The following is a 24754-nucleotide window of genomic DNA, read 5'->3' as shown; positions in this document are numbered from 1 at the left end:
AGATCGGGGTCCGCACGGACCCCGTCGGGGGCGCCCTCCGGGGCAGGTCCACGAGCAGGTACGCTGGACGACTGGCGCGCGCTTGCGGTTGCGCCCCCATCCCGGTACCCGTGCTCGGACGCACCGGCGGCGAACGCTGCCGGTGCGTCCGCACGTGGGTGCCGGACAGCCGGTTCACCGTTCCGGCCCGGCTGTCACATCGAAAGATCAGGGAGTAGGACGTGATCCAGCAGGAGTCGCGACTGCGGGTCGCCGACAACACCGGTGCGAAGGAAATCCTCTGCATCCGGGTGCTCGGCGGCTCCGGGCGGCGCTACGCGGGCATCGGCGACGTCATCGTCGCCACCGTCAAGGACGCGCTGCCCGGTGCGGGGGTCAAGCGGGGCGACGTCGTCAAGGCCGTCGTCGTCCGCACGGTGAAGGAGCGGCGTCGTCCGGACGGCTCCTACATCCGCTTCGACGAGAACGCCGCCGTGATCATCCGCGACAGCGGCGACCCGCGCGGTACGCGCATCTTCGGCCCGGTCGGCCGTGAGCTCCGCGACAAGCGCTTCATGCGGATCATCTCGCTCGCTCCGGAGGTGCTGTGACCATGGCGACGAACAAGAACACGAGGGCCAAGGCGCCGTCGATGAAGGTCAAGAAGGGCGACACCGTCGTCGTGCTGTCCGGCAAGGACAAGGGTGCCAAGGGCCGGGTGATCGCCGCCTACCCGAAGCTGCAGAAGGTCCTCGTGGAGGGCGTCGGCCGGGTCAAGAAGCACACCCGGATCAGCTCGAACCAGCGTGGTGCCCAGTCGGGCGGGATCGTCACGCAGGAGGCTCCCATCCACGTGAGCAACGTGATGGTGATCGACTCCGAGGACAAGCCGACCCGGGTCGGCTACCGCAAGGACGAGGAAGGCCGCAGCATCCGGGTCTCGCGGCGCACCGGTAAGGACCTCTGACGCGATGAGTGCACCCACCCGTGAGCTGCCCCGCATGCTCGCCCGCTACCGCGACGAGATCGTCCCGGCGCTGCAGGACGAGTTCGGCTACGAGAACGTCATGCAGATCCCGCGGCTGACGAAGATCGTCGTCAACATGGGCGTCGGCGAGGCGACCCGCGACGCCAAGCTGATGGACGGCGCCGTCCGTGACCTCACCGCCATCACCGGGCAGAAGCCGGCCGTCGTCCGGGCTCGGAAGTCCATCGCGCAGTTCAAGCTGCGCGAGGGCATGCCGATCGGCGCGAAGGTGACCCTCCGCGGCGACCGCATGTGGGAGTTCCTGGACCGGCTGCTCTCGCTGGCCCTGCCCCGCATCCGTGACTTCCGCGGCCTCTCGGCCAAGCAGTTCGACGGTCACGGCAACTACACGTTCGGCCTGACCGAGCAGTCGATGTTCCGCGAGATCGACGTCGACAAGATCGACCGACCGCGCGGCATGGACATCACGCTGGTCACCACCGCCACGAACGACGAGGAGGGTCGCGAGCTCCTCCGCCTGCTGGGCTTCCCGTTCGCCGGCCAGCCCGTCGTCACCACCACCCGCTGAGCCGGGGGAGGAGACACCCAGATGGCCAAGAAGGCGCTGATCAACAAGGCGGCCCGCAAGCCCAAGTTCGCGGTCCGCGGCTACACCCGGTGCCAGCGGTGCGGTCGCCCGCACTCGGTCTTCCGCAAGTTCGGCCTGTGCCGGATCTGCCTGCGGGAGATGGCCCACGCCGGCGAGCTGCCGGGCGTCAGCAAGTCCAGCTGGTGAAGGACCCCGCTGCCCCCCACGCCTCGTACCTCGGCGCGGGACCCTGCAGCGGGGCCGTTCCATCCACTCACTAACGCACCACCGATCGCTGAGAGGCCCACGCGGGAGCGCGTGAGGAACCGCGGTGAGAGAGGCACGACACCCATGACGATGACCGACCCGATCGCGGACATGCTGACGCGGATCCGGAACGCCAACCAGGCGTACCACGACTCCACGACCATGCCGTCGTCCAAGCTGAAGACGCACATCGCCGAGATCCTCCAGCAGGAGGGCTACATCGCCGGCTGGACCGTCAACGAGGTCGAGAAGGACGGCACCACCCGCAAGGAACTGGTGGTGGACCTCAAGTACGGCCCCAACCGTGAGCGGAGCATCGCCGGCGTCCGGCGCGTCTCCAAGCCCGGTCTGCGGGTGTACGCCAAGTCCACCGCGCTGCCCAAGGTGCTCGGCGGCCTCGGGGTGGCCATCATCTCCACCTCGACCGGTCTGCTGACCGACCGGCAGGCGAACAAGAAGGGCGTGGGTGGGGAAGTCCTCGCCTACGTCTGGTGAGGAGCGAGTGACATGTCGCGGATCGGACGACTGCCGATTCCCGTGCCCGGTGGCGTGGACGTCGCCATCGACGGCCGGACCCTCAGCGTCAAGGGCCCCAAGGGGTCGCTGAGCCACACCGTCGCCTCGCCGATCACCGTCGAGCGTGGCGAGGACGGCACGCTGCAGGTGCAGCGGCCCGATGACGAGCGGGAGAGCCGCGCCCTGCACGGGCTCTCGCGCACGCTCATCGCCAACATGATCACCGGCGTCACCGAGGGGTACACCAAGACCCTCGAGATCGTCGGTGTGGGTTACCGCGTGCAGGCCCGTGGCTCGGACCTCGAGTTCGCCCTGGGCTACAGCCACCCGGTGCCGGTGAAGGCCCCCGAGGGCATCACCTTCACGGTCGAGTCCCCGACCCGCCTGCGGGTGGCCGGGATCGACAAGCAGCTGGTGGGCCAGGTCGCGGCCAACATCCGCGGGCTGCGCCGTCCGGACCCGTACAAGGGCAAGGGCGTGCGTTACCAGGGTGAGGTCATCAAGCGCAAGGTCGGGAAGACGGGTAAGTGATGGCACGGACCACGACACCGAGAAGCACGGCCGGGAAGCCCGCTCGGGTGCACAAGCCCGTCGGGACCGACATCAGCACCGCGCGGCGGGTCTCCCGCCTGCGCCGGCACACCCGGCTGCGCAAGCGCGTGGCCGGTACCCCGGAGCGCCCGCGCCTGGTGGTCAACCGCAGCTCGCGGCACATCCACGTCCAGGTCGTCGACGACACCGTCGGCCGTACCCTGGTCAGTGCCTCGACGTTGGACCCCAGCCTGCGCAGCGCCGAGGGCGACAAGTCCACGCTGGCCCGCCAGGTCGGTGCCCTGGTCGCGGAGCGCGCCAAGGCCGCCGGCATCACCGCGGTCGTGTTCGACCGGGGCGGCAACCGGTACCAGGGCCGCATCGCGGCGCTGGCCGACGGCGCCCGCGAGGGCGGGCTGGACTTCTGATGAGCCACACCGCGAACGAGAAGATCGAGAGGGACGTCTGATGCCAGGACCACAGCGACGCGGCGGCGGCGCCGGCGGCGGGAACGACCGCCGCGACCGTCGTGACGGCGGGCGGGGGCCCGGCGGCGCGCCTGCCGAGAAGAGCAACTTCATCGAGCGCGTGGTGGCCATCAACCGCGTGTCCAAGGTCGTCAAGGGTGGTCGGCGCTTCAGCTTCACGGCCCTGGTGATCGTGGGCGACGGAGACGGCACCGTGGGCGTCGGCTACGGCAAGGCCAAGGAGGTGCCCGCGGCGATCGCCAAGGGCGTCGAGGAGGCCAAGAAGCACTTCTACAAGGTGCCGCGCATCGCCAGTACCATCCCGCACCCGGTGCAGGGTGAGGCGGCGGCGGGTGTCGTGCTGCTCAAGCCGGCCAGTCCCGGTACCGGTGTCATCGCCGGCGGCCCGGTGCGCGCCGTGCTCGAGTGCGCCGGCATCCACGACGTGCTCTCCAAGAGCCTCGGGTCGTCGAACCCGATCAACATCGTGCACGCCACCATGCAGGCGCTGAAGGATCTCGTCCGTCCGGAGGAGATCGCGGCCCGCCGCGGCCTGCCCCTCGAGGACGTCGCTCCCGCCGCCATGCTGCGGGCGCGCGCGGGCCAGGGGGTCTGAGATGGCACAGCTGAAGGTCACCCAGATCCGGTCGGCGATCGGCACCAAGCCCAACCAGCGTCAGACGCTGCGCTCGCTGGGCCTCAAGCGGATCAACGACTCGGTCGTCCAGGAGGACCGTCCCGAGATCCGCGGGATGGTCGCGACGGTGCCGCACCTGGTCGCCGTCGAGGAGATCGGCCGAGCCACGGGCGAGAAGGAACGCTGACATGACTATCAAGGTCCACCACCTGCGTCCGGCCCCCGGCGCCCATACGCCCAAGACCCGCGTGGGTCGCGGTGAGGGCTCCAAGGGCAAGACCGCCGGTCGCGGCACCAAGGGCACCGGCGCACGCGGCACCACCTCCGCGCGCTTCGAGGGCGGGCAGACGCCGCTGCACATGCGGCTGCCCAAGCTCTCGGGCTTCAAGAACCCGAACAAGGTCGTCTTCCAGGTCGTGAACCTCGACCGGATCGCGGCGCTGTTCCCCCAGGGCGGCTCGGTGAACCCGGACTCCCTCGCCGAGGCCGGCGCGGTGCGCCGTGGGCAGCCGGTGAAGGTTCTCGGCACCGGCGACCTGGGGGGTGTCCAGGTGCACGTGCACGCGCACGCCTTCTCGGCGTCCGCCGCCGAGAAGATCGGTGCGGCCGGGGGCAGCACGACCCGCATCTGAAGAAGGACCGCCCTTCCCCCCACGCGTCGCACGCTCGGCGTGGGCCCCTGAAGGGCGGCCGTTCCAGCAAGTCACCCGCGGCCCGGCGGCTTCCGCAGCCGCCGGGCCGCGCATTGCTAACCTCATCCGACCGAGCAGGGGAGGGCACGTGCTGCAGGCGTTCGCCGCGGCGTTCCGGACGCCAGACCTCCGGCGCAAGCTGCTGTTCTCCCTGGCGATCATCGCCGTGTACCGGCTGGGGGCGGCGATCCCCGGCCCCGGCGTCTCGGTCGAGGCCATCAACAGCTGCCTCGAACAGGCGCAGGCCTCCGACCAGCGCGACCTCTACTCGCTGGTCAACCTCTTCTCCGGCGGAGCGCTGCTGCGGCTGTCGGTCTTCGCGCTCGGCATCATGCCGTACATCACGGCGAGCATCATCGTGCAGCTGCTGGTCGTGGTCATCCCGCGCTTCGAGCAGCTGAAGAAGGAAGGGCAGTCGGGCCAGCAGAAGCTGACCCAGTACACCCGCTACCTGACGATCGCCCTCGCCGTCCTGCAGAGCACGGGCATCATCGCTCTGGCCCGCAGCGGCCAGCTCTTCCCCGGTTGCTCGCAGGACATCATCCCGTCCGACTCGATCTGGACGACGATCGTGCTGGTCATCGCGCTGACCGCCGGCACTGCTGTGATCATGTGGCTGGGCGAGCTGCTGACCGAGAAGGGGATCGGCAACGGCATGTCCGTGCTGATCTTCACCTCGATCGCTGCGCGCATCCCGGCCGAGGGCGGTGCGATCCTGCAGACCCGCGGCGCCTTGGTCTTCGCCGTCGTCTGCGCCTTCGCACTGCTGATCATCGGTGCGGTGGTCTACGTCGAACAGGCCCAACGACGCATCCCCGTGCAGTACGCCAAGCGCATGGTCGGCCGCCGGATGTACGGCGGGACGTCGACCTACCTGCCGCTGAAGGTCAACCAGGCCGGCGTCATCCCGGTCATCTTCGCCTCGTCGCTGCTCTACCTGCCACAGCTGATCGTCCAACTGCAGGGCGACGAGACCGGTGGGGTCCGGCAGTTCTTCGAGAACTACGTCATCGACCAGAGCAGCCCGGTGCACATCGCGGTCTTCTTCGGGCTGATCGTGTTCTTCACGTACTTCTACGTGTCGATCACTTTCAACCCGGAGGAACGAGCCGAGGACATGAAGCGCTACGGCGGCTTCATCCCCGGCATCCGTCCGGGTCGGCCGACCGCCGAGTACCTGCAGTACGTGCTCTCCCGGATCACCCTGCCCGGGTCGCTCTACCTCGGCGTGGTGGCCGTGCTGCCCAATTTCTTCCTCGCCGTCACCCAGCCGGGGCAGAACCAGAACTTCCCGTTCGGCGGGGTCGCGGTCCTCATCATGGTCGGAGTGGGGTTGGAGACGGTGAAGCAGATCGAGACGCAACTCAACCAGCGCAATTACGAAGGGTTCCTGAAGTAGTGCGCGTCGTGCTGCTCGGCCCTCCGGGTGCGGGCAAGGGAACCCAGGCACAGATCATCGCCGGACAGCTCGGCGTCCCGGCGATCTCGACCGGAGACATCTTCCGGGCGAACGTGAGCGGGAAGACCGAGCTGGGCCTTGCGGCCAAGGGCTACATGGACGCCGGGGACCTCGTCCCCGACGAGATCACCGTGGCCATGGTCAAGGGCCGGCTCGCCGAGGCCGACGCCAAGGGCGGCTTCCTGCTCGACGGCTTTCCCCGCACCATCGCCCAGGCCGAGCAGCTGCGCTCGTCCCTGGAGGAGCTCGGCCACGGCCTCGACTGCGTGCTGGAGCTCGTCGTCGACGAGGACGAGCTGGTGCGCCGCCTCTCCGGCCGGCGCATGCTGGTCGACGGGCAGTGGGTGCAGCGCTCCGATGACGAACCCGAGACGGTGCGTCACCGGCTGCAGGTCTACCGGGAACAGACCGCCCCCCTCTCCGGTTGGTACGAGACCGAGGGGCTGCTCGCGCGCATGGACGCGATCGGCGCGGTCGAGGAGGTCACCCAACGGGCGCTGACCGCCTTGGAAGCCTGCCGAGGCGCGCGTCCCGACGGGCCGAGCGCGGGCTGAGGAAGAGGCGCCGTACATGAGCGCCGCCGGGATTCTCGGCCGGCTCCCGCTGCTGGCGAAGTGGAGTGGACGGATGATCCAGATCAAGACGCCGCACGAGCTCGAGCTCATGCGTGCCGCCGGGCTCGTCGTGGCCGGGGCCATCGCCGCGGTGCGTGCGGCAGTCCGGCCCGGGGTGACCACCGGTGAGCTGGACGCCATTGCCGAGGACCACATCCGCGGTGCCGGCGCGGTGCCGTCGTTCCTGGGCTACCACGGGTTCACCGGCAGCATCTGCGCATCCATCAACGACGAGGTCGTGCACGGCATCCCGGACCGCAGCCGCGCGCTCGCCGAAGGGGACAACATCTCCATCGACTGCGGCGCGATCCTGCACGGCTGGCACGGTGACTCCGCCGTCACCGTCACCGTCGGGCCGCCGTCGGCGGAGGACGCCGCGCTCATCGACGTCACCGAGCGGTCGATGTGGGCCGGGTTGGCCAAGGCGCTGGCCGGCGGACGGCTGACCGACATCAGCCACGCGGTCGAGCAGACGATCACCGCCGAGCACCACGCCTACGGGATCGTCGACCACTACGGTGGCCACGGAATCGGCACCGAGATGCACCAGGACCCGCACGTGCTGAACTACGGCCGGCCCGGGCGCGGTCCCCGGCTGGTGCCCGGTCTGGCCCTGGCCATCGAACCGATGGTCACCGTGGGAGACCCGGCCACCGTCGAGCTCGAGGACGGCTGGACCGTGGTTACCAAGGACGGGTCGCGCGCGGCCCACTTCGAGCACACCGTCGCCATCACGCCCGAGGGTCCGTGGGTGCTCACGGCCGAGGACGGCGGCGTCGCCGGGCTGGCCCCGTTCGGGGTCAGCCCCCGCACCTAAAGGCCCCCTCCCGAGGCTCGGCCCGAGCGTGCGAGGGGCGAGGAGGAGGGGAACTTCGGCCACCGTCCGCTGTGCCCTTCCCCACCCACCATCCCCGGTGGCCCAGGTTGGAGAGGCGCGCCGGGGCGGGGTACAGTAGCCGATGGCGCTCGCGCCGTCCTGCTGTCGTGCTGTGGCCGTACGACCCAGGGCGCCCTCGCGGGAGTGTCTGCACCATCCGTTCTGTACACAACCGAGCGCGTCCGCCGGGTACCGGCGTGGGCGCGCTAGGGACACCAGCACCATCGAGTCAGGGAGGCCGTGTCGGGCATGGCGAAGAAGGACGGGGCCATCGAGGTCGAGGGTCGCGTCGTCGAGCCGCTGCCCAACGCGATGTTCCGGGTCGAGCTGCAGAACGGGCACCGGGTGCTCGCCCACATCAGCGGCAAGATGCGCCAGCACTACATCCGCATCCTGCCCGAGGACCGCGTGGTCGTGGAGCTCTCGCCCTACGACCTGACCCGTGGTCGCATCGTCTACCGGTACAAGTAACCGCCGCTGCGCGCAATCCCCGAAGGGGCGGGCGCGCTCGGCGCACGATCGACAGGAATGAGGGGCGGCACCGGTGAAGGTCCAGCCGTCGGTGAAGAAGATCTGCGACAAGTGCAAGGTGATCCGCCGGCACGGCCGGGTCATGGTCATCTGCGACAACGCCCGCCACAAGCAGCGGCAGGGCTGAGGGAGTACCTGGACATGGCACGACTGGCCGGCGTCGACCTGCCCCGCGAGAAGCGGATGGAGATCGCGCTCACCTACATCTACGGCATCGGCAAGGCCCACGCCAAGGAGACCCTGGCCGCGACGGGCGTCAGCCCCGACCTGCGCGCCAGGGATCTCACGGACGAGGACCTGCTGAAGCTGCGCGACTACATCGACGAGCACTTCCGCGTCGAGGGTGACCTGCGCCGCGAGGTGGCCGCCGACATCCGCCGCAAGGTGGAGATCGGCTGCTACCAGGGCCTGCGTCACCGTCGCGGCCTGCCCGTGCACGGGCAGCGCACCCGTACCAACGCGCGCTCGAGCAAGGGTCCGCGCAAGACCATCGCCGGCAAGAAGAAGGCCGGCAAGAAGTAGAAGGACCACCCTTCCCCCCACGTCTCGCAGGCTCGGCGCGGGACCCTGAAGGGTGGCCGTTCCATCGCGTCACCAGGCCACTGATCAGCAAGGAAACCGGAGAGACATGCCTCCCAGGGCTCGCGCCGCGGCTGGTGCCAAGAAGGTCCGCCGCAAGGAGAAGAAGAACGTCGCCCACGGCGCCGCGCACATCAAGAGCACGTTCAACAACACGATCGTGTCGATCACCGACCCCAACGGGAACGTGATCAGCTGGGCCTCTGCCGGCCACGTCGGCTTCAAGGGCTCGCGCAAGTCCACGCCGTTCGCCGCGCAGATGGCCGCCGAGAACGCCGCGCGCAAGGCGCAGGAGCACGGCATGCGCAAGGTCGACGTCTTCGTCAAGGGCCCCGGCTCCGGCCGCGAGACCGCCATCCGGTCCCTCCAGGCCACCGGCCTCGAGGTCGGCCAGATCCAGGACGTGACCCCGCAGCCGCACAACGGCTGCCGCCCCAAGAAGCGCCGCCGGGTCTGACCGGCCACTGACGAGACTGACGAGGAGTACCTGACGTGGCCCGTTACACCGGAGCCGACTGCCGCATGTGCCGGCGCGAGAAGATGAAGCTGTTCCTCAAGGGCAGCAAGTGCGAGTCCCCGAAGTGCCCGATCGAGATCCGGCCCTATCCGCCGGGCGAGCACGGTCGGGGTCGCAGCAAGGACAGCGAGTACCTGCTGCAGCTGCGCGAGAAGCAGAAGGCGCGCCGCATCTACGGCGTCCTGGAGAAGCAGTTCCGCGGCTACTACGAAGAGGCCAACAAGAAGTCGGGCAAGACCGGTGAGGTCCTGCTGCAGATCCTCGAGTCGCGCCTGGACAACGTCGTGTACCGGGCCGGCTTCGCCGAGTCCCGCGACATGGCCCGCCAGCTGGTGCGCCACGGCCACATCCGGGTGAACGGCCGCAAGGTCGACATCCCGTCGTACCGAGTGAGCTCCAACGACATCATCGAGGTCGCCGAGAAGTCGCGGCGGATGCTGCCCTTCGAGGTCGCCCAGGCCCGCGCCGGCGAGCGTCCGGTGCCGCCGTGGCTGGAGGTCATCAGCAGCCAGCTGCGCGTGCTGGTCCACAGCGTCCCGGCTCGTCAGGTGATCGACACCCCGGTCCAGGAGCAGCTGATCGTCGAGCTCTACTCCAAGTAGTTGAAGGACCCCGTCCTCCTCACCCCTCGCACGCTCGGGGTGAGCCTCGGGACGGGGCCGACGGCCCCGGCGGGCGGACGGATGTCCGCCGGGGCCTGCACCACCCCCTCACGGCGTCATATGGCGGGCGCCGGAGGACATCGAGGAGAACACCACCATGCTCATCGCACAGCGCCCCACGCTGACCGAGGAGACCCTCACCGAGTCACGTTCGCGGTTCGTCATCGAGCCGCTGGAGCCCGGCTTCGGCTACACCCTCGGCAACTCCCTGCGCCGCACCCTCCTGTCGTCGATCCCCGGCGCTGCTGTCACCAGCATCCGGATCGAGGGCACCCTGCACGAGTTCACCACCGTGCCGGGCGTCAAGGAGGACGTCACCGAGATCATCCTCAACCTCAAGGGCCTGGTCGTCAGCTCCGACTCGGACGAGCCGGTGACCATGTACCTGCGCAAGCAGGGTCCGGGTGAGGTCACCGCCGCCGACATCGCTCCCCCGGCCGGTGTCGAGGTGCACAACCCCGACCTGCACATCGCCACGCTCAACGGCAAGGGTCGGCTGGAGATCGAGCTGGTCGTCGAGCGGGGCCGCGGCTACGTGCCGGCGCCGCAGAACAAGCAGCCCGGCCAGGAGATCGGCCGGATCCCGGTCGACTCGATCTACTCGCCGGTCCTCAAGGTGACCTACGCCGTCGAGGCCACCCGTGTCGAGCAGCGGACCGACTTCGACCGCCTGGTCGTCGACGTCGAGACCAAGCCGTCGATCGCCCCGCGCGACGCCATCGCCAGTGCCGGCTCCACGCTGGTCGAGCTGTTCGGCCTGCTGCGCGAGCTGAACATCGACGCCGAGGGCATCGAGGTCGGCCCGAGCCCGGCCGAGGCCGCCGACATCGCGAACTTCTCGATGCCGATCGAGGACATGGACCTCACCGTCCGGTCCTACAACTGCCTGAAGCGCGAGGGCGTGCACACCGTCGGTGAGCTGGTCACCCGCTCCGAGGCCGACCTGTTGGACATCCGGAACTTCGGGGCCAAGTCGATCGACGAGGTCAAGATGAAGCTGGCGGCCATGGGTCTGGCCCTCAAGGACAGCCCGCCCGGGTTCATCCCCACCTCGGTCGAGAGCTACGACGAGGGCTACGAGACCGATGCCTACCAGGGCCACGGGGAGTTCGCCGCCGGGTACGACCAGGCGCAGTACGACGACGGCTCCTACCAGGAGACCGAGCAGCTCTGAGAGGACCCCGTCCTCCCCACCCCTCGTAGAAGGTCCGCCTCCTCCCCACCCCTCGCAAGCTCGGGGCGGGACCCGGGACGGGGCCGCGACCGGGTCTGCAGCGGGGCCGGCCGGATGGCGGGGCGACCCGCCGTCCGGCACCGCTGCCGGGCGCGCCACACTGGTCCCGGAGGCATCACCGCGCGCTCCGCGCGCGAGACGTCAGCACCACCACGGAACGCAGCCGGCACCGCGGCCCGGCAGCCTGAGGAAGGACCGACATGCCCACCCCCACCAAGGGCCCCCGTCTCGGCGGTTCCCCTGCGCACGAGCGGCTGATGCTGGCCAACCTGGCCACGTCGCTGTTCGAGCACGGGCGGATCACCACCACCGAGGCGAAGGCCAAGCGGCTGCGTCCCCTGGCCGAGAAGCTGGTGACCTTCGCCAAGCGCGGCGACCTGCACGCCCGGCGCCAGGTGATGACGACCATCCGGGACAAGGACGTCGTCCACACGCTGTTCGCCGAGATCGGGCCGCGCTTCGCCGACCGGCCGGGCGGCTACACCCGCATCACCAAGGTGGGTCCGCGCAAGGGTGACAACGCTCCCATGGCGGTCATCGAGCTGGTCGAGGGCCAGACCGTGGCCCAGCAGGCCGTCGGTGAGGCCGAGCGTGCCCGCGGCACCCGGTTCGCCTCCGGGGCCGCCACGGGTGCCGCTGCCGCCACGGGTGCCGGTGCCGCTGCCGCCTCCGGTGAGGTCACCGCCGACGCGCTCGAGAGCGCCGATGCGGACGCCACGGCGACCGACACCGAGACCACGGTGGGCGACGCCGCCCCCGACGCTGTGGCCGTCGACGCGGACGCCGCCGAGCACGCCACCGCTGCCGACGACAGCGCCGTGGAGGCCGACGACACCGCCGAGGCCACGGACGACGCCGTCGCCGCGGACGCGGAGGCCCCGACCGACGCCAACGGCACGGACGGCCCCCGGTGAGCGGCCGGGAGAACCCGGGCCAGGGCGCCAACGCCGGCGCAGCCGGCGTCCCTGTCGGCGGCGGCGACCAGGGCGCGACCTTGGAGGGCGAGACCACCGGGCCCGGCGGCGACACCTCGCCGGCCGTGACCTCCGGCGACGTCGACCCCGAAGCCCAGCAGGTCGTCACCGACGTCTTCAACCCCGACGACGAGCGTCAGGACGACGCCGACGTCACCCCGGAGCCGACCGCCGAGAACGTCGCCGTCGTCGACGACCCGGCGCTCTCGCCCGAGGTGGCCCGTGCGGCCGCCGCGGAGGTCGAGGCCGCCGAGCTCGGCGACGCCGCCACCGCCGGTTCGCACGCGCCCGGGGGCGAGGCCGCTCCCGACCCCGAGTGAGTGGTCGCTGACCACTCCACGCACGTCCGACGAGCCCGCCACCCGTCCCGGTGGCGGGCTCGTCCGTCTCCGGCTGCGCATCGCCTACGACGGCACGGCGCTGCACGGCTGGGCGCGCCAGCCGGGGCAGCGCACCGTGCAGGGTGACCTCGAGGCGGCGCTGGCCACCGTGCTGCGGGTCCCGGCCGAGCTGACCGTCGCCGGCCGCACCGACGCGGGCGTGCACGCCACCGGCCAGGTCGCGCACAGCGACGTGCCGCGCGCGGTCTGGGAGGAGCAGCGGGACCGCCTGGTGCGCCGGCTGCGCGGCGTCCTGGCGCCCGACATCGCCGTTCCCGCGGTCGACGAGGCGCCGCCGGACTTCGACGCCCGCTTCGGGGCGCTGCGCCGCCATTACCTCTACCGGCTCACCGACGCCGACGCGGGCCCGCCGCCGCTGCGCCGCGCGAACACGGTCGGCTGGCCCCGGCGGCTCGACGTCGACGCGATGGCCGTCGCCGCGGCGCTGCTGCTCGGCGAGCACGACTTCGCCGCCTTCTGCCGCCGCCGGGAGGGCGCCACGACGGTCCGAGAGCTGCTGGCGCTGTCCCCGGCTCGCGACGGCGACCTGGTGACCGTGCGGGCCTCGGCGGACGCCTTCTGCCACTCGATGGTGCGCAGCCTGGTGGGCGCCCTGCTGGCCGTGGGCGAGGGACGGCGGGCGCCGGACTGGCCGGCCACGCTGCTGAGCCGCACCCAGCGGGCGGGGGAGGTCGTCGTCGCCCCGGCGGCCGGGCTGACGCTGGTGGCGGTCGACTATCCGGCCGATGCGGAGCTCGCCGCCCGCGCGGCGGTCACCCGGACCCGTCGCGATTAGGGGAGGGCGGCGACCGCCTCCTCGATGGGGGTGTCCCCGCCGACCAGCTCGACGACCTCGTTCGTCTTGCCGGCGTCCAGCAGGGCGGCCAGGACCGCGGCGACGTCGTCCCGCGGGATCTCCCCGAAGTCGACGCCGTGGGCCAGGGTGACCCGTCCGGTGCCGGGGTCGTCGGTGAGCCGGCCGGGTCGCAGGATGACCGTGTCGAGCGCGGGGCGGGGCAGGATCGCGTCCTCGGCGGCCAGCTTGGCCTGCAGGTAGGCGGCGAACACCGGGTCCATGCCCTGCGGCGTCCCCTGGCGGGCCTGTTCCACGCCCATCGACGAGACCAGCAGGTACGGACGGACGCCGGCCCGCTCGGCCGCGTCGGCCAGCAGCAGGGCCGCCCCCTTGTCGACGGTGTGCTTGCGGGCCTCGCCGCTGCCCGGGCCGGCACCCGCGGCGAAGACCACGGCGTCCGCCCCGGACACCACGTCGGCGACCTGCTCCACGCCGGCCCGCTCGAGGTCCAGGACCACCGGATCGACGCCGTCCGCGCGCAGGTCGTCCTCGTGCGCCGGGTTGCGGACGATGCCCACGACCGTGTCGCCGCGGGCGGACAGCAGGCGGCCGAGGCGGCGGGCGACCTGCCCGTGGGCTCCGGCGAGAACGATGCGCATGGGACGGGCCTACCCCCGGGGCCGACGCGGTACCCGGCGGGCGGCGGCCCGGGCGCGGGCGAGGTCGGCGGGGGTGTCGCAGTCGGTCCACGGCGGCGGCTGCCCGGGCGGGACGGCGGGGTGCAGCCGGCGCACCGCGAGCGGGGCGAGCACCCGGCGCACCGACGTCGGTCCGGTGACGTCGGCGACCGCCGCGCGCAGCGCTGCCGTCCGCCACACCCCGAGGAGCAGCTGGTCGCGGTCGGTGTCGTCGACCACGAGGACCCCGTCGCCGGTCAGCCGCTCGCGCAGCGCCCGGACCAGGCCGGGGGTGAGGAAGGGCAGGTCACCGGCGAGCAACGCCACGACCTCCGTGGGGATGTGCGCGAGACCGGTCCGCATCGCGGCTACGGGGCCGCCGCGCGGCGGGTCCTCGCGCACGACGACGACGTCCGGCGGCGCGGGTTGCGGCGGGCCCACGACGATGCGCGGTGTGGCGTCGGGGACGGCGGCGAGGACGGCGGCGAGGATGGTGCGGCCGCCGACGTCGAGCTGCGGTTTGGCCTGGCCGCCCATCCGGGCCGCGCGGCCGCCGGCGAGCACGACGGCGGCGTAGGGCGGCAGCGCGGACACGCTGCGACGGTAGGGGTTACCGTCGCCAGCCGTGGGACGAGTGACGAGCCGGACGCCGGTGCTGCGGATCCGCGGCGCGGCGCACAGCACCCGTCCGGACACGGTGGCGGCCGAGGAGCCGCTGGAGATCCGGCTCGCCGGGACGCCGCTGGCGGTCACCATGCGCACGCCGGGCGACGACTTCGACCTGGTGCACGGCTTCCTCGCCACCGAGGCGGTGATCGGGTCGGCCGACGACGTGACCGGGCTGCGCTACTGCAGCTCCGTCGACGAGGACGGCCGCAACACCTACAACGTCGTCGACGTCGACCTCGCCCCCGGCGTGGAGCCGCCGGACACCGCGCTGGACCGGAACTTCTACACGTCGAGCTCCTGCGGGGTGTGCGGCAAGGCCAGCATCGACACGATCCGGACGAGGACGCGGCACGACGTGGCCGCGGACGACGTCCGGCTGCCCCTGCAGACGCTGCTGGCGCTGCCCGACCGGCTGCGCGCCGCCCAGCAGGTGTTCGACAAGACCGGCGGTCTGCACGCGGCCGGGCTGTTCACCGCGGACGGCGAGCTGGTCGCCCTGCGCGAGGACGTCGGCCGGCACAACGCCGTGGACAAGGTCGTCGGCGACGCGGTGCGCGAGGGACGGCTACCGCTGGCCGGGCACGTGCTGATGGTCAGCGGCCGGGCCAGCTTCGAGCTGACCCAGAAGGCGGCGATGGCCGGCATCCCGGTGCTGGCCGCGGTGTCGGCGCCGTCGTCCCTGGCGGTGGAGCTGGCCGCCGACGTGGGCATCACCCTGGTCGGCTTCCTCCGCGGCGACGGCTGCAACGTCTACACGTGCCGGAACCGCATCGTTCTGCCGGACTAGCCGGCGGCCGCCTCCGGTCGGAGCCCGACCAGGACGCCGCTCTGCATGCGCTTGAGCTCGGGGCGCGGCTCTGGCCCGCCCGACCCCTCGTCGAACCACCGGGGGCTGCGAGTCACGTGGCGGAGCTCGAACTCACCGGCGACCGGCACGTACGTCGGAGTTCCTGCCCGGCGGTAGAGCTGCACGACGACCTGGACGCGCACCACCCGGCCGCCCGTGGGCTGGACGTGGTGCGGCATCCCACCGTGGAGGTCCGCCAGGAGAGTGCCGCGGCCGGGGACCTCTTCCTCGGCCGTCCCGGCCCACCAGGCGCTCAGCGGACCGTGCTGCAGGAGTAGGCCGGGAACGTTCCGGCCGGCCCCGGCCGCGACCGGCCGCACCGACCACGCGAGCTCCAGCGCCCCGGGACCGGACGGGTCGTCGGCCCAGACGAGGGGCCAGCTGACGTGGTCTCCCTCTGCTGGCGGCGGCTGGCAGCACTCGATCTCCCACCCGGCGAGGAAGACGTCGACGTCCACCACGGACTTCAGTGGTCGCCGCCGCGGAGCTGGCTGACGACGTGGGGCAGCAGGGGGCCGAGCACGGCGAGGCCGTCGCGCACCCCGCCGGTGGAGCCGGGGAGGTTGACGATCAGCGTGCGACCCGCGGTGCCGGCGATGCCGCGGGAGAGCACCGAGGTCGGCACCTTGCCCTCCCCGTACCGCCGCACCGCCTCGGCGATGCCCGGCGCCTCGCGCTCCAGCACCCGGTGGGTGGCCTCGGGGGTGACGTCGGTGGGGGACAGACCGGTGCCGCCGGTGGTGAGGACGACGTCGGCGCCCGAGGCCACCGCCTCGCGCAGCACCGTCTCGAGCTCCGCGACGTCGTCCGGGCGCACGTGCGGCCCCTCGACGGTGAAGCCGAGCGCGCGCAGCCCGTCGGCGAGCGCCTGCCCGCTGCGGTCCTCGTAGACGCCGGCGGAGGCCCGGTTGGACGCGGTGACGACGACCGCGCGGGCGTCGCCCGGCAACCCGGCGCTCACCGCCGCCACTCCCCGCTCTTGCCGCCGGACTTGGCCAGCAGCCGGACGTCGGTGATCGCCGCGCGCGGGTCGACGGCCTTGACCATGTCGATGACGGTGAGCCCGGCGACGGCGACCGAGGTGAGCGCCTCCATCTCCACACCGGTGCGGTCCGCCGTGCGCGCGGTCGCGGTGATCTCCACGGCGTCGTCGACGACGGTCACGTCCACGGTGACCCCGTGCAGGGCGATCGGATGGCACAGCGGCACGAGGTCCGGCGTCCGCTTGGCCCCGGCGATGCCGGCGATGCGGGCGACGGCGACGGCGTCACCCTTGGGTACGCCCTCCCCGCGCAGCAGCGCCACGACCTCGGCGCTGACCAGCACCCGGCCGGCGGCGGTGGCCTCGCGGGCGGTGACCGGCTTGGCGGAGACGTCGACCATCCGGGCGGCGCCGGCCTCGTCGACGTGGGTCAGCTGGTTCACTGCAGGGCTCCCTCGATCAGCACGACGTCCACCTGGGCGCCGGCGGACAGTTCCGTGACGTCCTCGGGGACGACGACCAGGCAGTTGGCGCGAGCCAGGTGGGCGACCAGGTGCGACCCCGGCCCGCCGACCTGGGACACCGTCCCCGCGTCGTAGCGGCCCCGCAGGAACTGGCGGCGCCCGGCGGGGGAGCGCAGCGGGGCGGTCAGTGCGGCCGGGGCGCGCAGCCGGTCGGGGGCGGCGTGGCCGAGCGCGCGGCGCAGCGCGGGCCGGACGAAGACCTCGAAGGAGACGAAGGAGCTCACCGGGTTGCCGGGCAGGGTGACCACGGGGACGCCGTCCACCGTGCCTGCGCCCTGCGGGCCACCGGGCTGCATGGCGACCTTGACGAACTCGACGGTGCCCAGCGCCCGGAAGGCGTCCTTGACGACCTCGTAGGCGCCGGCGCTGACCCCGCCGCTGGTGACGAGCAGGTCGGCGCTCGCCAGCTCCGCGCGCACGGTGGCGAGGAACTGGTCGACGTCGTCGGGGACGAAGTGCAGCCGCCGCGCCGTCCCGCCGGCGTCCTCGACAGCGGCCACGAGCAGCGCGGAGTTCGACTCGTAGATCTGCCCGGGCAGCAGCGGAGTGCCGGGCTCGGCCAGCTCGCTGCCGGTGGAGAGCACCAGTACCCGCGGGCGGCGGCGCACCCACAGGGTCCGTGCGCCGACGGCGGCGGCCAGACCCAGCTGCGCCGCACCGAGCGGGGTGCCGGCGGTCAGCGCGACCGACCCCGCGGGAATGTCCTCCCCGGCGCGCCGCAGGTGGGTGCCGGCGGCGGGGGCGTCCCGGATCCCGACGACGTCGGTGGCGCCGTCGGTGAGCTCGACCGGGACGACGACGTCCGCGCCGTCCGGCAGCGGTGCGCCGGTCATGATCCGCTGCACGGTGCCGGGCGTCAGCGGGCGGACGTCGGTGCGTCCGGCCGGGATGTCGTCGGCGACCGGTAGCCGAACCGGGGGTCGGGAGACCTCGGCCCAGCGCGCGGCGTAGCCGTCCATCGCGGAGTTGTCGAACCCCGGCAGCGCCACCTGCGCGGTCACGTCCCGGGCCAGGACCCGGTTGTGCGCCGCCGCCAGCGCCACCTCCTCGTCGTCCAGCGGGGCGAGGAGCGCCGCGACGACCGCCTGGTGTTCCTCGACCGTGCGCACGGGGCACATCCTGACCGATTCCCGCCGCCGGCATCCGAGAGGGGACGCGCATGGCCGACGTCGTGGTCCTGGGCCAGGTGGGCCGCGACCTCGTGCTGCGCACCGCGGCCCTGCCCGACGTGGGCGGCTCGGCGACGGTCGGCGAGCGCCGCGAGCTCCTCGGCGGCAAGGGCGCCAACCAGGCCGTGGCGCTGGCCCAGCTCGGGGTCCCGGTCGCCCTGGTCGGGGTCGTGGGTGAGGATCTCCCCGGCAGGGAGGTCCTGGCGCAGGCCACGGCCGACGGCATCGACGTCTCGGCGGTGGTGCGCCGACGCCGCGCGAGCACGGCGCTGCTGGTGGACCTGGTCGAGGACGGCGGGGTTCGGCGACTGCTCGAGGACGTGCCGGACGGCGTGCTGCTCACTCCGGGTGACGTCGCCGCCGCCTCGGCGCATCTCGCGGCGGCCCAGGCGGTGAGCCTGCAGCTGCAGCAGCCCGGGCCTGCGGTCCGCGCGGCGCTGCAGCGGGTGCCCGACGGTGCGCTGGTCGTCGTCGACGGCGCCCCGGAGGACGGCGCCACGCGCGACGCGGTGCTGGCGCGGGCCGACGTCGTCCGGGCCGACGCCGCGGAGGCGGCGCTGCTGCTCGGCCGCGAGCTGTCCGGGGTCGAAGACGCTCGTGAGGCGGTCGCCGAGCTGCTGACCGCCGGCCCGCGGGTGGTGGCGCTCGGGGTCGGCGACGAGGGCGACCTGGTCGCCTGGCGGGCGGGGCCCCGGTTGGGCGCCGCGGCCGAGGAGCTCGAGGTCGACCCCGGGTGGGCCGACGGCGACGTCCTCGTGCCCCGGCTGGGCTGGGAGCAGGTCGACCCGACCGGCGGCGGGGATGCCTACGTCGCCACGCTGATCGCGACGCTGCTGGGCGGCGCCGCACCGGAGGACGCCTCCTGGGCCGCGTCGACCGCGGCCGGCCTGACCGTGACGCACGCCGGTGGTCGTCCGGAGCTGACCCCGGGCCGACTGCACGAGGCGGTGGCCCGCCACCGGGGCGCCCACCGCGCGAGCCGTGGTTAGGGTCGGGCCAGCCGGAAGCGAGGAGGGGAACCGTGGCCGAGGTGGACCGGATGGTGGCGGCCAACGAGGAGTGGGCGCAACAGGCCCCCGCGGAGCTGCCGGCGAGACCCGCCCGTGCGGTCGCCGTCGTGGCCTGCATGGACGCGCGGATGGACGTCTACCGCATCCTCGGCCTGGCGCCCGGCGACGCCCACGTCATCCGCAACGCCGGCGGGGTCGTCACCGACGACACCCTCCGCTCGCTCACCATCTCCCAGCACCTGCTCGGCACCCGCGAGGTCGTGCTGGTGCACCACACGCGCTGCGGGATGCAGGGCACCGACGAGGCCGCGTTCCTCGCCCAGGTCGAGCAGGCCACCGGCGCCCGGCCGGACTGGGCCGTGCAGGGGTTCGCCGACGTCGAGGAGGACGTCCGCGAGTCGGTCCGGCAGCTGCGGGCCTGCCCGTACCTGCTCTCCGACGACGTCCGCGGCACCGTCTACGACGTCGACACCGGGCGGCTGCGCGAGATCGAGGACCCCGCTGCCCCCCACCGGTGAAGGACCCCGTCCTCCTCACCCCTCGCGCGCTCGGGGCGAGCCTCGGGACGGGGCCGCGGCGGGCCCCTGCAGCGGGGCCGGGACCGCTAGAGCCCCGTAGCCGGCTGGTATCGTCGTTCGCGGGTGCGCGACAGCCGGCTGGTGCCCGCGTGCCGCACCGTCTCCCGTGCTCGGTGAGGCGATCCCACCAGCCTTTCCCGACGACGACGGAGGACACGAGCGCCGTGCGCACGTACACCCCCAAGCCCGGCGAGATCAGCCGGGCCTGGCACGTCATCGACGCCACCGACGTGGTGCTCGGTCGACTCGCCAGCCAGACCGCGGTCCTGCTCCGCGGCAAGCACAAGCCCCAGTACGCCCCGCACGTGGACGTCGGCGACTTCGTCGTCATCGTCAACGCCGGCAAGGTGGCCCTGACCGGTTCCAAGCGCGACGAGAAGATGGCCTACCGCCACTCCGGGTACCCGGGCGGTCTCAAACGGATCCCCGTCGGCGACCAGCTGCGCACGCACCCCGACCGCGTCGTCGAGCGCGCGGTGAAGGGCATGCTCCCGCACAACAGCCTGGGCCGTCAGATGCTCAAGAAGCTGAAGGTGTACGCCGGGCCCGAGCACCCGCACGCCGCGCAGCAGCCCCAGCCCTACGAGATCAAGCAGGTGGCCCAGTGACGAGCGCTCTCAGCGTGACCGACGCCGAGGGGCGTCCGGTGCAGACCGTCGGCCGGCGCAAGGAGGCCGTCGTCCGCGTGCGGCTGCTGCCCGGCACCGGCCAGTTCCGGCTCAACGGCCGCACCATCGAGCAGTACTTCCCGAACAAGGTCCACCAGCAGCTCATCCGTGAGCCCCTCGTGACCGTGGAGCGGGCCGAGCAGTACGACGTCGTCGGCATCCTCAAGGGCGGCGGCGTCAGCGGCCAGGCCGGCGCGCTGCGCCTGGCCATCGCCCGCGCGCTCGTCGAGGTCGACGCCGAGGACCGCCCGGCCCTGAAGAAGGCCGGCTTCCTCACCCGTGACGCCCGCGTCACCGAGCGCAAGAAGTACGGGCTCAAGAAGGCCCGCAAGGCGCCTCAGTACTCGAAGCGCTGACCGGTCCGTCCGTGGGTCGCCTCTTCGGGACCGACGGCGTCCGGGGTCGGGCCAACGCCGACCTCACGCCGGAGTTGGCCCTCTCGGTGGCACGTGCTGCCGCCGGCGTGCTCGCCGACCGCGACGGGACCCAGCGTCCCGTCGCGGTCGTCGGCCGCGATCCCCGTGCCAGCGGGGAGATGCTGGAGGCCGCCGTCGTGGCGGGCCTCGCCAGCGCCGGCGCTCAGGTGCTGCGGGCGGGGCTGCTGCCCACCCCCGCGGTCGCGCACCTCACCGCGCACACCGGCGCCGACCTCGGCGTGATGATCTCCGCCAGCCACAACCCGATGCCCGACAACGGCATCAAGCTCTTCAGCCGCGGCGGCCACAAGCTGCCCGACGCGGTGGAGGCCGCCATCGAGCAGGCGGTGACTGCCGGCCAGGTCGACGGGCCGCGGCCCACCGGTGCCGAGATCGGCCGGGTCTCCGACCTCCCCGACGCCGCCGGCACCTACGTCGAGCACCTGCTCTCGACCGTCGCCCGGCCGCTGTCCGGGCTCACCGTCGTCGTCGACTGCGCCCACGGCTCCGCCGCGGTGTGCGCTCCCGACGTGTACCGGCGGGCCGGTGCCACCGTGCACGTGATCGGCGGCGAACCCGACGGCTGGAACATCAACGACGGCATCGGCTCCACGCACCTGGGTCCGCTGACCGAGGCCGTGCATGCCCACGGCGCGGACCTCGGCATCGCCCACGACGGCGACGCCGACCGCTGCCTGGCGGTCACCGCCGCGGGCGGCGTCGTCGACGGCGACGCCATCCTCGCCGTCTGCGCCCTGGGGCTGCACGAGCGCGGCCGGCTCACCGGTGACACGGTCGTCGCGACGGTGATGAGCAACCTGGGCTTCCACCACACGATGCGCGACGCCGGCATCGCGGTGCACACCACCGCCGTCGGTGACCGCTACGTGCTGGAGGCCCTGCGGGCGCACGGGCTCAGCCTGGGCGGTGAGCAGAGCGGGCACCTGGTCTTCCTCGACCACGCCACGACCGGCGACGGGTTGCTCACCGGCCTGTCGCTGCTCTCGCGGATGGCGGAGACCGGGTCGTCCCTGGCCGAGCTGGCCTCGGTGGTGCAGCGGCTGCCGCAGACCCTGGTCAACGTGCCGGTGCGCGACCGGCTCGCGGTCGTGGAGAGCGACGAGGTGGCCGCGGCGGTCAACGACTGCGAGGCCGAGCTCGGCGACGACGGGCGGGTGCTGCTGCGCCCCTCGGGCACCGAGCAGCTGGTCCGGGTGATGGTCGAGGCGCCGACGCAGACGCAGGCCGACGCGATCGCCGAGCGCCTCGCCGACGTCGTCGCCGCCGTCGACTGACACACCGGTCACAACCGTCCCGTCCCACTCGTGTGGGGACGGAGCGGTCCGCCTCCGCCGGTAGTCTCGCGTGAATGTGCGGCATCGTGGGATACGTCGGTCCGCAGAGCGCTCTGGATGTCGTCCTGGAGGGCCTGCGCCGGCTGGAGTACCGGGGGTACGACTCGGCGGGCGTCGCCGTCCTGGCTGACGGCGGAACGGCCACGGCGAAGAAGGCCGGCAAGCTGGCCAACCTGGAGAAGGTCCTGGCCGACTCCCCGCTGCCCGAGTCGACGACCGGCATCGGGCACACGCGCTGGGCCACCCACGGTGGGCCGACCGACCGCAACGCCCATCCGCACCTGTCCGTCGACGGCAAGGTCGCGGTCATCCACAACGGCATCATCGAGAACTTCGCGGCACTGCGCGCCGAGTGCGAAGCGACCGGCGTCGAGTTCGCCTCCGAGACCGACACCGAGGTCGCCGCGCACCTGCTGGCGAAGCAGTACGCCGAGACGCCCCAGGGGCCCGGTCGGCTGGCCGAGGCGATGCGCGCGGTCAGCCGCCGGCTGGAGGGGGCCTTCACGCTGGTCGCCTCGCACGCCGACGAGCCCGACACCCTCGTCGCCTCCCGCCGCAACAGCCCGCTGGTCGTCGGTGTCGGCGACGGCGAGTACTTCCTCGGCTCGGACGTCGCCGCCTTCATCGCCCACACCCGCGAGGCCCGCGAGCTCGGTCAGGACCAGGTGGTGGAGATCGACCGGCGCCGCGGGCTCACCGTCACCGACTTCGGCGGCACGGTGGTGGAACCGACCGCCTACACCGTCGACTGGGACGCCGAGGCCGCCGAGAAGGGTGGTCATGACTGGTTCATGCTCAAGGAGATCGCCGAGCAGCCGCAGGCGGTCGCCGACACGCTGCTGGGCCGGCTCGGCGACGACGGCCAGCTCGTGCTGGACGAGGTGCGGCTCTCCGACCAGGAACTGCGCGACATCGACAAGGTCTTCGTCGTCTCCTGCGGCACCTCGTACCACGCCGGGCTGATCGCCAAGTACGCCATCGAGCACTGGACCCGCATCCCGGTCGAGGTCGAGGTGGCCAGCGAGTTCCGCTACCGCGACCCGGTGCTCGACCGGTCCACGCTGGTGGTCGTCATCAGCCAGTCCGGCGAGACGATGGACACCCTCATGGCGCTGCGGCACGCCAAGGACCAGAAGGCCCGTGTGCTGGCGATCTGCAACGTCAACGGCTCGACGATCCCGCGAGAGTCCGACGCCGTCCTCTACACCCACGCCGGCCCCGAGGTCGCCGTCGCCTCGACCAAGAGCTTCCTCGCGCAGATCGTCGCCTGCTACCTGGTCGGCCTGGTCCTCGCCCAGGTGCGCGGCATGAAGTACGCCGACGAGGTCGCCGCGATCGTCGAGGACCTCCGCCGGCTGCCCGACGCGGTGAGCCAGGTGCTGACCCGGATGGAGCCGGTGCGCGAGCTCGGCCGATCGCTGGCCGACGCCGACACCATCCTCTTCCTCGGCCGGCACGTGGGCTTCCCCGTGGCCCTGGAGGGCGCGCTCAAGCTCAAGGAGCTGGCCTACATCCACGCCGAGGGCTTCGCCGCCGGCGAGCTCAAGCACGGCCCGATCGCGCTCATCGACCGGGGCACGCCCGTCGTGGTCATCGTCCCGTCGCCGCGGTCGCGCGGGTCGGTGCACGGCAAGGTGGTCTCCAACATCCAGGAGGTCCGGGCCCGCGGGGCGCGCACCATCGTGATCGCGGAGGAGGGCGACGACGACGTCCTGCCCTACGCCGACCACGTCATCCGGGTGCCTCGCACGCCGACGCTGCTGGCCCCGATCGTGACGACGGTGCCGCTGCAGGTGCTGGCCTGCGAGATCGCCGACACCCGCGGCTACGACGTCGACCAGCCGCGCAACCTGGCCAAGAGCGTCACCGTCGAGTGACCTGAGCGGAGTCGCTCGAGCGCAGGAACCGCTCTCCAGCGACTCCGCTCACGGCGCGGCAGACTGGCGGCGTGATCATCGGAGTCGGGATCGACGTGGTGCCGGTCGCCCGCTTCGCCGAGTCGTTGACCCGGACACCGGGCCTGCGTGACCGGCTGTTCACCGTCGCCGAGCAGCGGACACCGAGTGGGGCGCCGCGCACCGGCGAGTCGCTGGCCGCCCGGTTCGCCGCCAAGGAGGCCGTCGCCAAGGCACTGGGGGCGCCCGGCGACCTGCGCTGGCACGACGCGGAGGTCACCGTCGGCGAGCACGGCCGGCCGCACCTGACGGTCCGCGGGACGGTCGCCGGCCGGGCGGCGCAGCTGGGCGTCACCTCCTGGCACGTCTCGCTGAGCCACGACGGCGGCATCGCCTCGGCGGTGGTCGTCGCCGAGGGCGTGCTGCGCGGGGAGGACGCGTGATCGGGCTGTACACCGCCGTCGAGGTGCGGGCCGCCGAGGAGCCGGTGCTCGCGGCCACCCCGGAGGGGACGCTCATGCAGCGGGCCGCGACCGGCCTGGGGACCGTCTGCCTGGAGCTGCTCGGCCGCGCGCACGGGGCCCGGGTCACCGCCCTGGTCGGCGCCGGCAACAACGGTGGGGATGCCCTGTTCGCCGGCGCGCACCTGGCCCGCCGCGGCGCCCGGGTGACCGCCGTCCTGCTCGACGCGGAGCA

At 72.7% G+C, this 24754-nt stretch carries 36 protein-coding genes and 1 pseudogene; 31 read left to right on the top strand and 6 right to left on the bottom strand.

All coding sequences use genetic code 11. The annotated features are described in order from the left end of the window. Positions 1-221: 221 nt before the first annotated feature. The 22 genes and pseudogenes from rplN (at position 222) to truA (ending at position 13268) form a co-directional block, all read left to right on the top strand. Positions 222-590 carry a 50S ribosomal protein L14 gene (gene rplN / locus E4P41_RS06195; RefSeq protein ID WP_012950472.1) on the top strand — a complete coding sequence of 123 codons (369 nt, stop codon included), beginning with the start codon at positions 222-224 and terminating at the stop codon, positions 588-590. A gap of 41 nt (positions 591-631) precedes the next feature. Next, complete coding sequence (rplX, locus tag E4P41_RS06190) at positions 632-946, top strand: 50S ribosomal protein L24 (RefSeq protein ID WP_091157206.1); 315 nt, start codon at positions 632-634, stop codon at positions 944-946. Positions 947-971: 25 nt separating this feature from the next. Next, complete coding sequence (rplE, locus tag E4P41_RS06185) at positions 972-1535, top strand: 50S ribosomal protein L5 (RefSeq protein ID WP_348536462.1); 564 nt, start codon at positions 972-974, stop codon at positions 1533-1535. Between the two features lie 21 nt (positions 1536-1556). Then, entirely contained in the window at positions 1557-1742 is a 186-nt protein-coding gene (locus E4P41_RS06180; protein ID WP_012950469.1) for a type Z 30S ribosomal protein S14, read from the top strand. A 144-nt stretch (positions 1743-1886) separates the two neighbouring features. Continuing rightward, a complete protein-coding gene (rpsH, locus tag E4P41_RS06175; RefSeq protein ID WP_012950468.1) occupies positions 1887-2297 on the top strand; it encodes a 30S ribosomal protein S8 in 411 nt (136 codons plus the stop codon). Positions 2298-2309: 12 nt separating this feature from the next. Next, on the top strand, positions 2310-2849 hold the full coding sequence (gene rplF, locus E4P41_RS06170; RefSeq protein WP_135140041.1) for a 50S ribosomal protein L6: 540 nt from the start codon (positions 2310-2312) through the stop codon (positions 2847-2849). Continuing rightward, positions 2849-3277 carry a 50S ribosomal protein L18 gene (gene rplR, locus E4P41_RS06165; RefSeq protein ID WP_135140073.1) on the top strand — a complete coding sequence of 143 codons (429 nt, stop codon included), beginning with the start codon at positions 2849-2851 and terminating at the stop codon, positions 3275-3277. Before rplF ends, rplR begins: the two co-directional genes overlap by 1 nt. A gap of 40 nt (positions 3278-3317) precedes the next feature. After that, positions 3318-3932, top strand: a complete 615-nt coding sequence (gene rpsE / locus E4P41_RS06160) for a 30S ribosomal protein S5 (RefSeq protein WP_072919083.1) — start codon at positions 3318-3320, stop codon at positions 3930-3932. A 1-nt stretch (position 3933) separates the two neighbouring features. Further along, positions 3934-4140 carry a 50S ribosomal protein L30 gene (rpmD, locus tag E4P41_RS06155; protein ID WP_135140040.1) on the top strand — a complete coding sequence of 69 codons (207 nt, stop codon included), beginning with the start codon at positions 3934-3936 and terminating at the stop codon, positions 4138-4140. 7 nt (positions 4141-4147) lie between these two features. After that, positions 4148-4585: a 50S ribosomal protein L15 gene (gene rplO, locus E4P41_RS06150; protein WP_280659540.1), complete on the top strand. Its 438-nt coding sequence runs from the start codon at positions 4148-4150 to the stop codon at positions 4583-4585. Positions 4586-4733: 148 nt separating this feature from the next. Next, a complete protein-coding gene (gene secY / locus E4P41_RS06145; protein WP_135140038.1) occupies positions 4734-6044 on the top strand; it encodes a preprotein translocase subunit SecY in 1311 nt (436 codons plus the stop codon). Next, on the top strand, positions 6044-6658 hold the full coding sequence (locus tag E4P41_RS06140; protein WP_135140037.1) for an adenylate kinase: 615 nt from the start codon (positions 6044-6046) through the stop codon (positions 6656-6658). Before secY ends, E4P41_RS06140 begins: the two co-directional genes overlap by 1 nt. Before the next feature lie 16 nt (positions 6659-6674). Then, positions 6675-7535 (top strand): type I methionyl aminopeptidase, encoded by an 861-nt coding sequence (map, locus tag E4P41_RS06135; RefSeq protein ID WP_245177143.1) that lies wholly within the window; start codon positions 6675-6677, stop codon positions 7533-7535. Between the two features lie 309 nt (positions 7536-7844). Next, on the top strand, positions 7845-8066 hold the full coding sequence (gene infA / locus E4P41_RS06130) for a translation initiation factor IF-1 (RefSeq protein ID WP_012950459.1): 222 nt from the start codon (positions 7845-7847) through the stop codon (positions 8064-8066). Between the two features lie 73 nt (positions 8067-8139). Beyond that, positions 8140-8253, top strand: coding sequence for a 50S ribosomal protein L36 (gene rpmJ / locus E4P41_RS06125; RefSeq protein ID WP_012950458.1), 114 nt, complete (start codon positions 8140-8142; stop codon positions 8251-8253). A gap of 14 nt (positions 8254-8267) precedes the next feature. Then, positions 8268-8648, top strand: coding sequence for a 30S ribosomal protein S13 (rpsM, locus tag E4P41_RS06120; RefSeq protein WP_113782566.1), 381 nt, complete (start codon positions 8268-8270; stop codon positions 8646-8648). A gap of 106 nt (positions 8649-8754) precedes the next feature. Beyond that, positions 8755-9162 (top strand): 30S ribosomal protein S11, encoded by a 408-nt coding sequence (rpsK, locus tag E4P41_RS06115; protein WP_014377968.1) that lies wholly within the window; start codon positions 8755-8757, stop codon positions 9160-9162. 35 nt (positions 9163-9197) lie between these two features. Then, entirely contained in the window at positions 9198-9824 is a 627-nt protein-coding gene (gene rpsD / locus E4P41_RS06110) for a 30S ribosomal protein S4 (RefSeq protein WP_091156677.1), read from the top strand. Positions 9825-9981: 157 nt separating this feature from the next. Beyond that, positions 9982-11058, top strand: a complete 1077-nt coding sequence (locus tag E4P41_RS06105) for a DNA-directed RNA polymerase subunit alpha (RefSeq protein ID WP_135140036.1) — start codon at positions 9982-9984, stop codon at positions 11056-11058. Between the two features lie 260 nt (positions 11059-11318). Then, positions 11319-11666 (top strand): annotated as a pseudogene (gene rplQ / locus E4P41_RS23070) (50S ribosomal protein L17); the annotation flags it as partial. A 362-nt stretch (positions 11667-12028) separates the two neighbouring features. Beyond that, the gene (locus tag E4P41_RS06095; protein WP_135140034.1) at positions 12029-12412 is read left to right on the top strand and encodes a hypothetical protein; all 384 of its coding nucleotides are present in this window, start codon (positions 12029-12031) and stop codon (positions 12410-12412) included. A gap of 7 nt (positions 12413-12419) precedes the next feature. Continuing rightward, complete coding sequence (gene truA, locus E4P41_RS06090) at positions 12420-13268, top strand: tRNA pseudouridine(38-40) synthase TruA (RefSeq protein ID WP_135140071.1); 849 nt, start codon at positions 12420-12422, stop codon at positions 13266-13268. Here the strand turns inward: truA and E4P41_RS06085 are convergent. Together E4P41_RS06085 and E4P41_RS06080 are read right to left on the bottom strand one after the other, a co-directional pair. Further along, positions 13265-13927, bottom strand: a complete 663-nt coding sequence (locus tag E4P41_RS06085; RefSeq protein WP_135140033.1) for an NAD(P)-binding oxidoreductase — start codon at positions 13925-13927, stop codon at positions 13265-13267. The genes truA and E4P41_RS06085 overlap by 4 nt on opposite strands. A 9-nt stretch (positions 13928-13936) precedes the next feature. Further along, positions 13937-14539, bottom strand: a complete 603-nt coding sequence (locus E4P41_RS06080; RefSeq protein WP_135140032.1) for a molybdenum cofactor guanylyltransferase — start codon at positions 14537-14539, stop codon at positions 13937-13939. Positions 14540-14570: 31 nt separating this feature from the next. On the opposite strand from E4P41_RS06080, the gene fdhD reads away from it, so the two are divergent. Continuing rightward, the gene (gene fdhD, locus E4P41_RS06075; RefSeq protein ID WP_135140031.1) at positions 14571-15401 is read left to right on the top strand and encodes a formate dehydrogenase accessory sulfurtransferase FdhD; all 831 of its coding nucleotides are present in this window, start codon (positions 14571-14573) and stop codon (positions 15399-15401) included. Here the strand turns inward: fdhD and E4P41_RS06070 are convergent. Genes E4P41_RS06070 through glp form a run of 4 tightly spaced genes read right to left on the bottom strand, consistent with a single transcriptional unit; the run spans position 15398 to position 18085 of the window. Then, a complete protein-coding gene (locus tag E4P41_RS06070) occupies positions 15398-15922 on the bottom strand; it encodes a DUF6578 domain-containing protein (RefSeq protein WP_135140030.1) in 525 nt (174 codons plus the stop codon). The two genes, fdhD and E4P41_RS06070, sit on opposite strands and share 4 nt — an antisense overlap. 5 nt (positions 15923-15927) lie before the next feature. Further along, complete coding sequence (locus E4P41_RS06065) at positions 15928-16422, bottom strand: MogA/MoaB family molybdenum cofactor biosynthesis protein (protein ID WP_135140029.1); 495 nt, start codon at positions 16420-16422, stop codon at positions 15928-15930. Then, complete coding sequence (gene moaC / locus E4P41_RS06060) at positions 16419-16886, bottom strand: cyclic pyranopterin monophosphate synthase MoaC (protein ID WP_135140028.1); 468 nt, start codon at positions 16884-16886, stop codon at positions 16419-16421. The genes E4P41_RS06065 and moaC overlap by 4 nt, the downstream gene beginning before the upstream one ends. Continuing rightward, the gene (gene glp, locus E4P41_RS06055; RefSeq protein ID WP_245177142.1) at positions 16883-18085 is read right to left on the bottom strand and encodes a gephyrin-like molybdotransferase Glp; all 1203 of its coding nucleotides are present in this window, start codon (positions 18083-18085) and stop codon (positions 16883-16885) included. Before glp ends, moaC begins: the two co-directional genes overlap by 4 nt. A gap of 41 nt (positions 18086-18126) precedes the next feature. Between glp and E4P41_RS06050 the strand changes: the two genes are divergently transcribed. The 8 genes from E4P41_RS06050 to E4P41_RS06015 all read left to right on the top strand — a co-directional run. Further along, positions 18127-19125 carry a PfkB family carbohydrate kinase gene (locus E4P41_RS06050; RefSeq protein WP_135140026.1) on the top strand — a complete coding sequence of 333 codons (999 nt, stop codon included), beginning with the start codon at positions 18127-18129 and terminating at the stop codon, positions 19123-19125. Between the two features lie 32 nt (positions 19126-19157). Then, complete coding sequence (locus E4P41_RS06045; RefSeq protein ID WP_209307568.1) at positions 19158-19664, top strand: carbonic anhydrase; 507 nt, start codon at positions 19158-19160, stop codon at positions 19662-19664. Between the two features lie 224 nt (positions 19665-19888). Then, positions 19889-20332, top strand: a complete 444-nt coding sequence (gene rplM / locus E4P41_RS06040) for a 50S ribosomal protein L13 (protein ID WP_135140025.1) — start codon at positions 19889-19891, stop codon at positions 20330-20332. A 38-nt stretch (positions 20333-20370) separates the two neighbouring features. Beyond that, on the top strand, positions 20371-20748 hold the full coding sequence (rpsI, locus tag E4P41_RS06035; RefSeq protein ID WP_245177144.1) for a 30S ribosomal protein S9: 378 nt from the start codon (positions 20371-20373) through the stop codon (positions 20746-20748). An 11-nt stretch (positions 20749-20759) separates the two neighbouring features. After that, positions 20760-22103 carry a phosphoglucosamine mutase gene (glmM, locus tag E4P41_RS06030; protein ID WP_135140023.1) on the top strand — a complete coding sequence of 448 codons (1344 nt, stop codon included), beginning with the start codon at positions 20760-20762 and terminating at the stop codon, positions 22101-22103. A 74-nt stretch (positions 22104-22177) separates the two neighbouring features. Beyond that, entirely contained in the window at positions 22178-24040 is a 1863-nt protein-coding gene (gene glmS / locus E4P41_RS06025) for a glutamine--fructose-6-phosphate transaminase (isomerizing) (RefSeq protein WP_135140022.1), read from the top strand. A gap of 71 nt (positions 24041-24111) precedes the next feature. Beyond that, positions 24112-24501 carry a holo-ACP synthase gene (locus E4P41_RS06020; protein WP_135140021.1) on the top strand — a complete coding sequence of 130 codons (390 nt, stop codon included), beginning with the start codon at positions 24112-24114 and terminating at the stop codon, positions 24499-24501. Then, the coding region (locus E4P41_RS06015) for an NAD(P)H-hydrate epimerase (protein ID WP_280659450.1) at positions 24498-24754 on the top strand (257 nt) is incomplete at its 3' end. The genes E4P41_RS06020 and E4P41_RS06015, both read left to right, overlap by 4 nt.

It is taken from the genome of Geodermatophilus sp. DF01-2, assembly GCF_004571065.1.
GTDB lineage: Bacteria > Actinomycetota > Actinomycetes > Mycobacteriales > Geodermatophilaceae > Geodermatophilus.
This window is presented reverse-complemented; position numbering and strand designations above follow the sequence as displayed.

Coding starts and splice junctions, on each gene's coding strand:
- rplX (WP_091157206.1), top strand. CDS start 632: ATGAAGGTCAAGAAGGGCGACACCGTCGTCGTGCTGTCCGGCAAGGAC.
- E4P41_RS06180 (WP_012950469.1), top strand. CDS start 1,557: ATGGCCAAGAAGGCGCTGATCAACAAGGCGGCCCGCAAGCCCAAGTTC.
- rpsH (WP_012950468.1), top strand. CDS start 1,887: ATGACGATGACCGACCCGATCGCGGACATGCTGACGCGGATCCGGAAC.
- rplF (WP_135140041.1), top strand. CDS start 2,310: ATGTCGCGGATCGGACGACTGCCGATTCCCGTGCCCGGTGGCGTGGAC.
- rplR (WP_135140073.1), top strand. CDS start 2,849: ATGGCACGGACCACGACACCGAGAAGCACGGCCGGGAAGCCCGCTCGG.
- rpsE (WP_072919083.1), top strand. CDS start 3,318: ATGCCAGGACCACAGCGACGCGGCGGCGGCGCCGGCGGCGGGAACGAC.
- rpmD (WP_135140040.1), top strand. CDS start 3,934: ATGGCACAGCTGAAGGTCACCCAGATCCGGTCGGCGATCGGCACCAAG.
- map (WP_245177143.1), top strand. CDS start 6,675: ATGAGCGCCGCCGGGATTCTCGGCCGGCTCCCGCTGCTGGCGAAGTGG.
- infA (WP_012950459.1), top strand. CDS start 7,845: ATGGCGAAGAAGGACGGGGCCATCGAGGTCGAGGGTCGCGTCGTCGAG.
- rpsM (WP_113782566.1), top strand. CDS start 8,268: ATGGCACGACTGGCCGGCGTCGACCTGCCCCGCGAGAAGCGGATGGAG.
- rpsK (WP_014377968.1), top strand. CDS start 8,755: ATGCCTCCCAGGGCTCGCGCCGCGGCTGGTGCCAAGAAGGTCCGCCGC.
- E4P41_RS06105 (WP_135140036.1), top strand. CDS start 9,982: ATGCTCATCGCACAGCGCCCCACGCTGACCGAGGAGACCCTCACCGAG.
- E4P41_RS06085 (WP_135140033.1), bottom strand. CDS start 13,927: ATGCGCATCGTTCTCGCCGGAGCCCACGGGCAGGTCGCCCGCCGCCTC.
- glp (WP_245177142.1), bottom strand. CDS start 18,085: ATGTGCCCCGTGCGCACGGTCGAGGAACACCAGGCGGTCGTCGCGGCG.
- E4P41_RS06050 (WP_135140026.1), top strand. CDS start 18,127: ATGGCCGACGTCGTGGTCCTGGGCCAGGTGGGCCGCGACCTCGTGCTG.
- glmS (WP_135140022.1), top strand. CDS start 22,178: ATGTGCGGCATCGTGGGATACGTCGGTCCGCAGAGCGCTCTGGATGTC.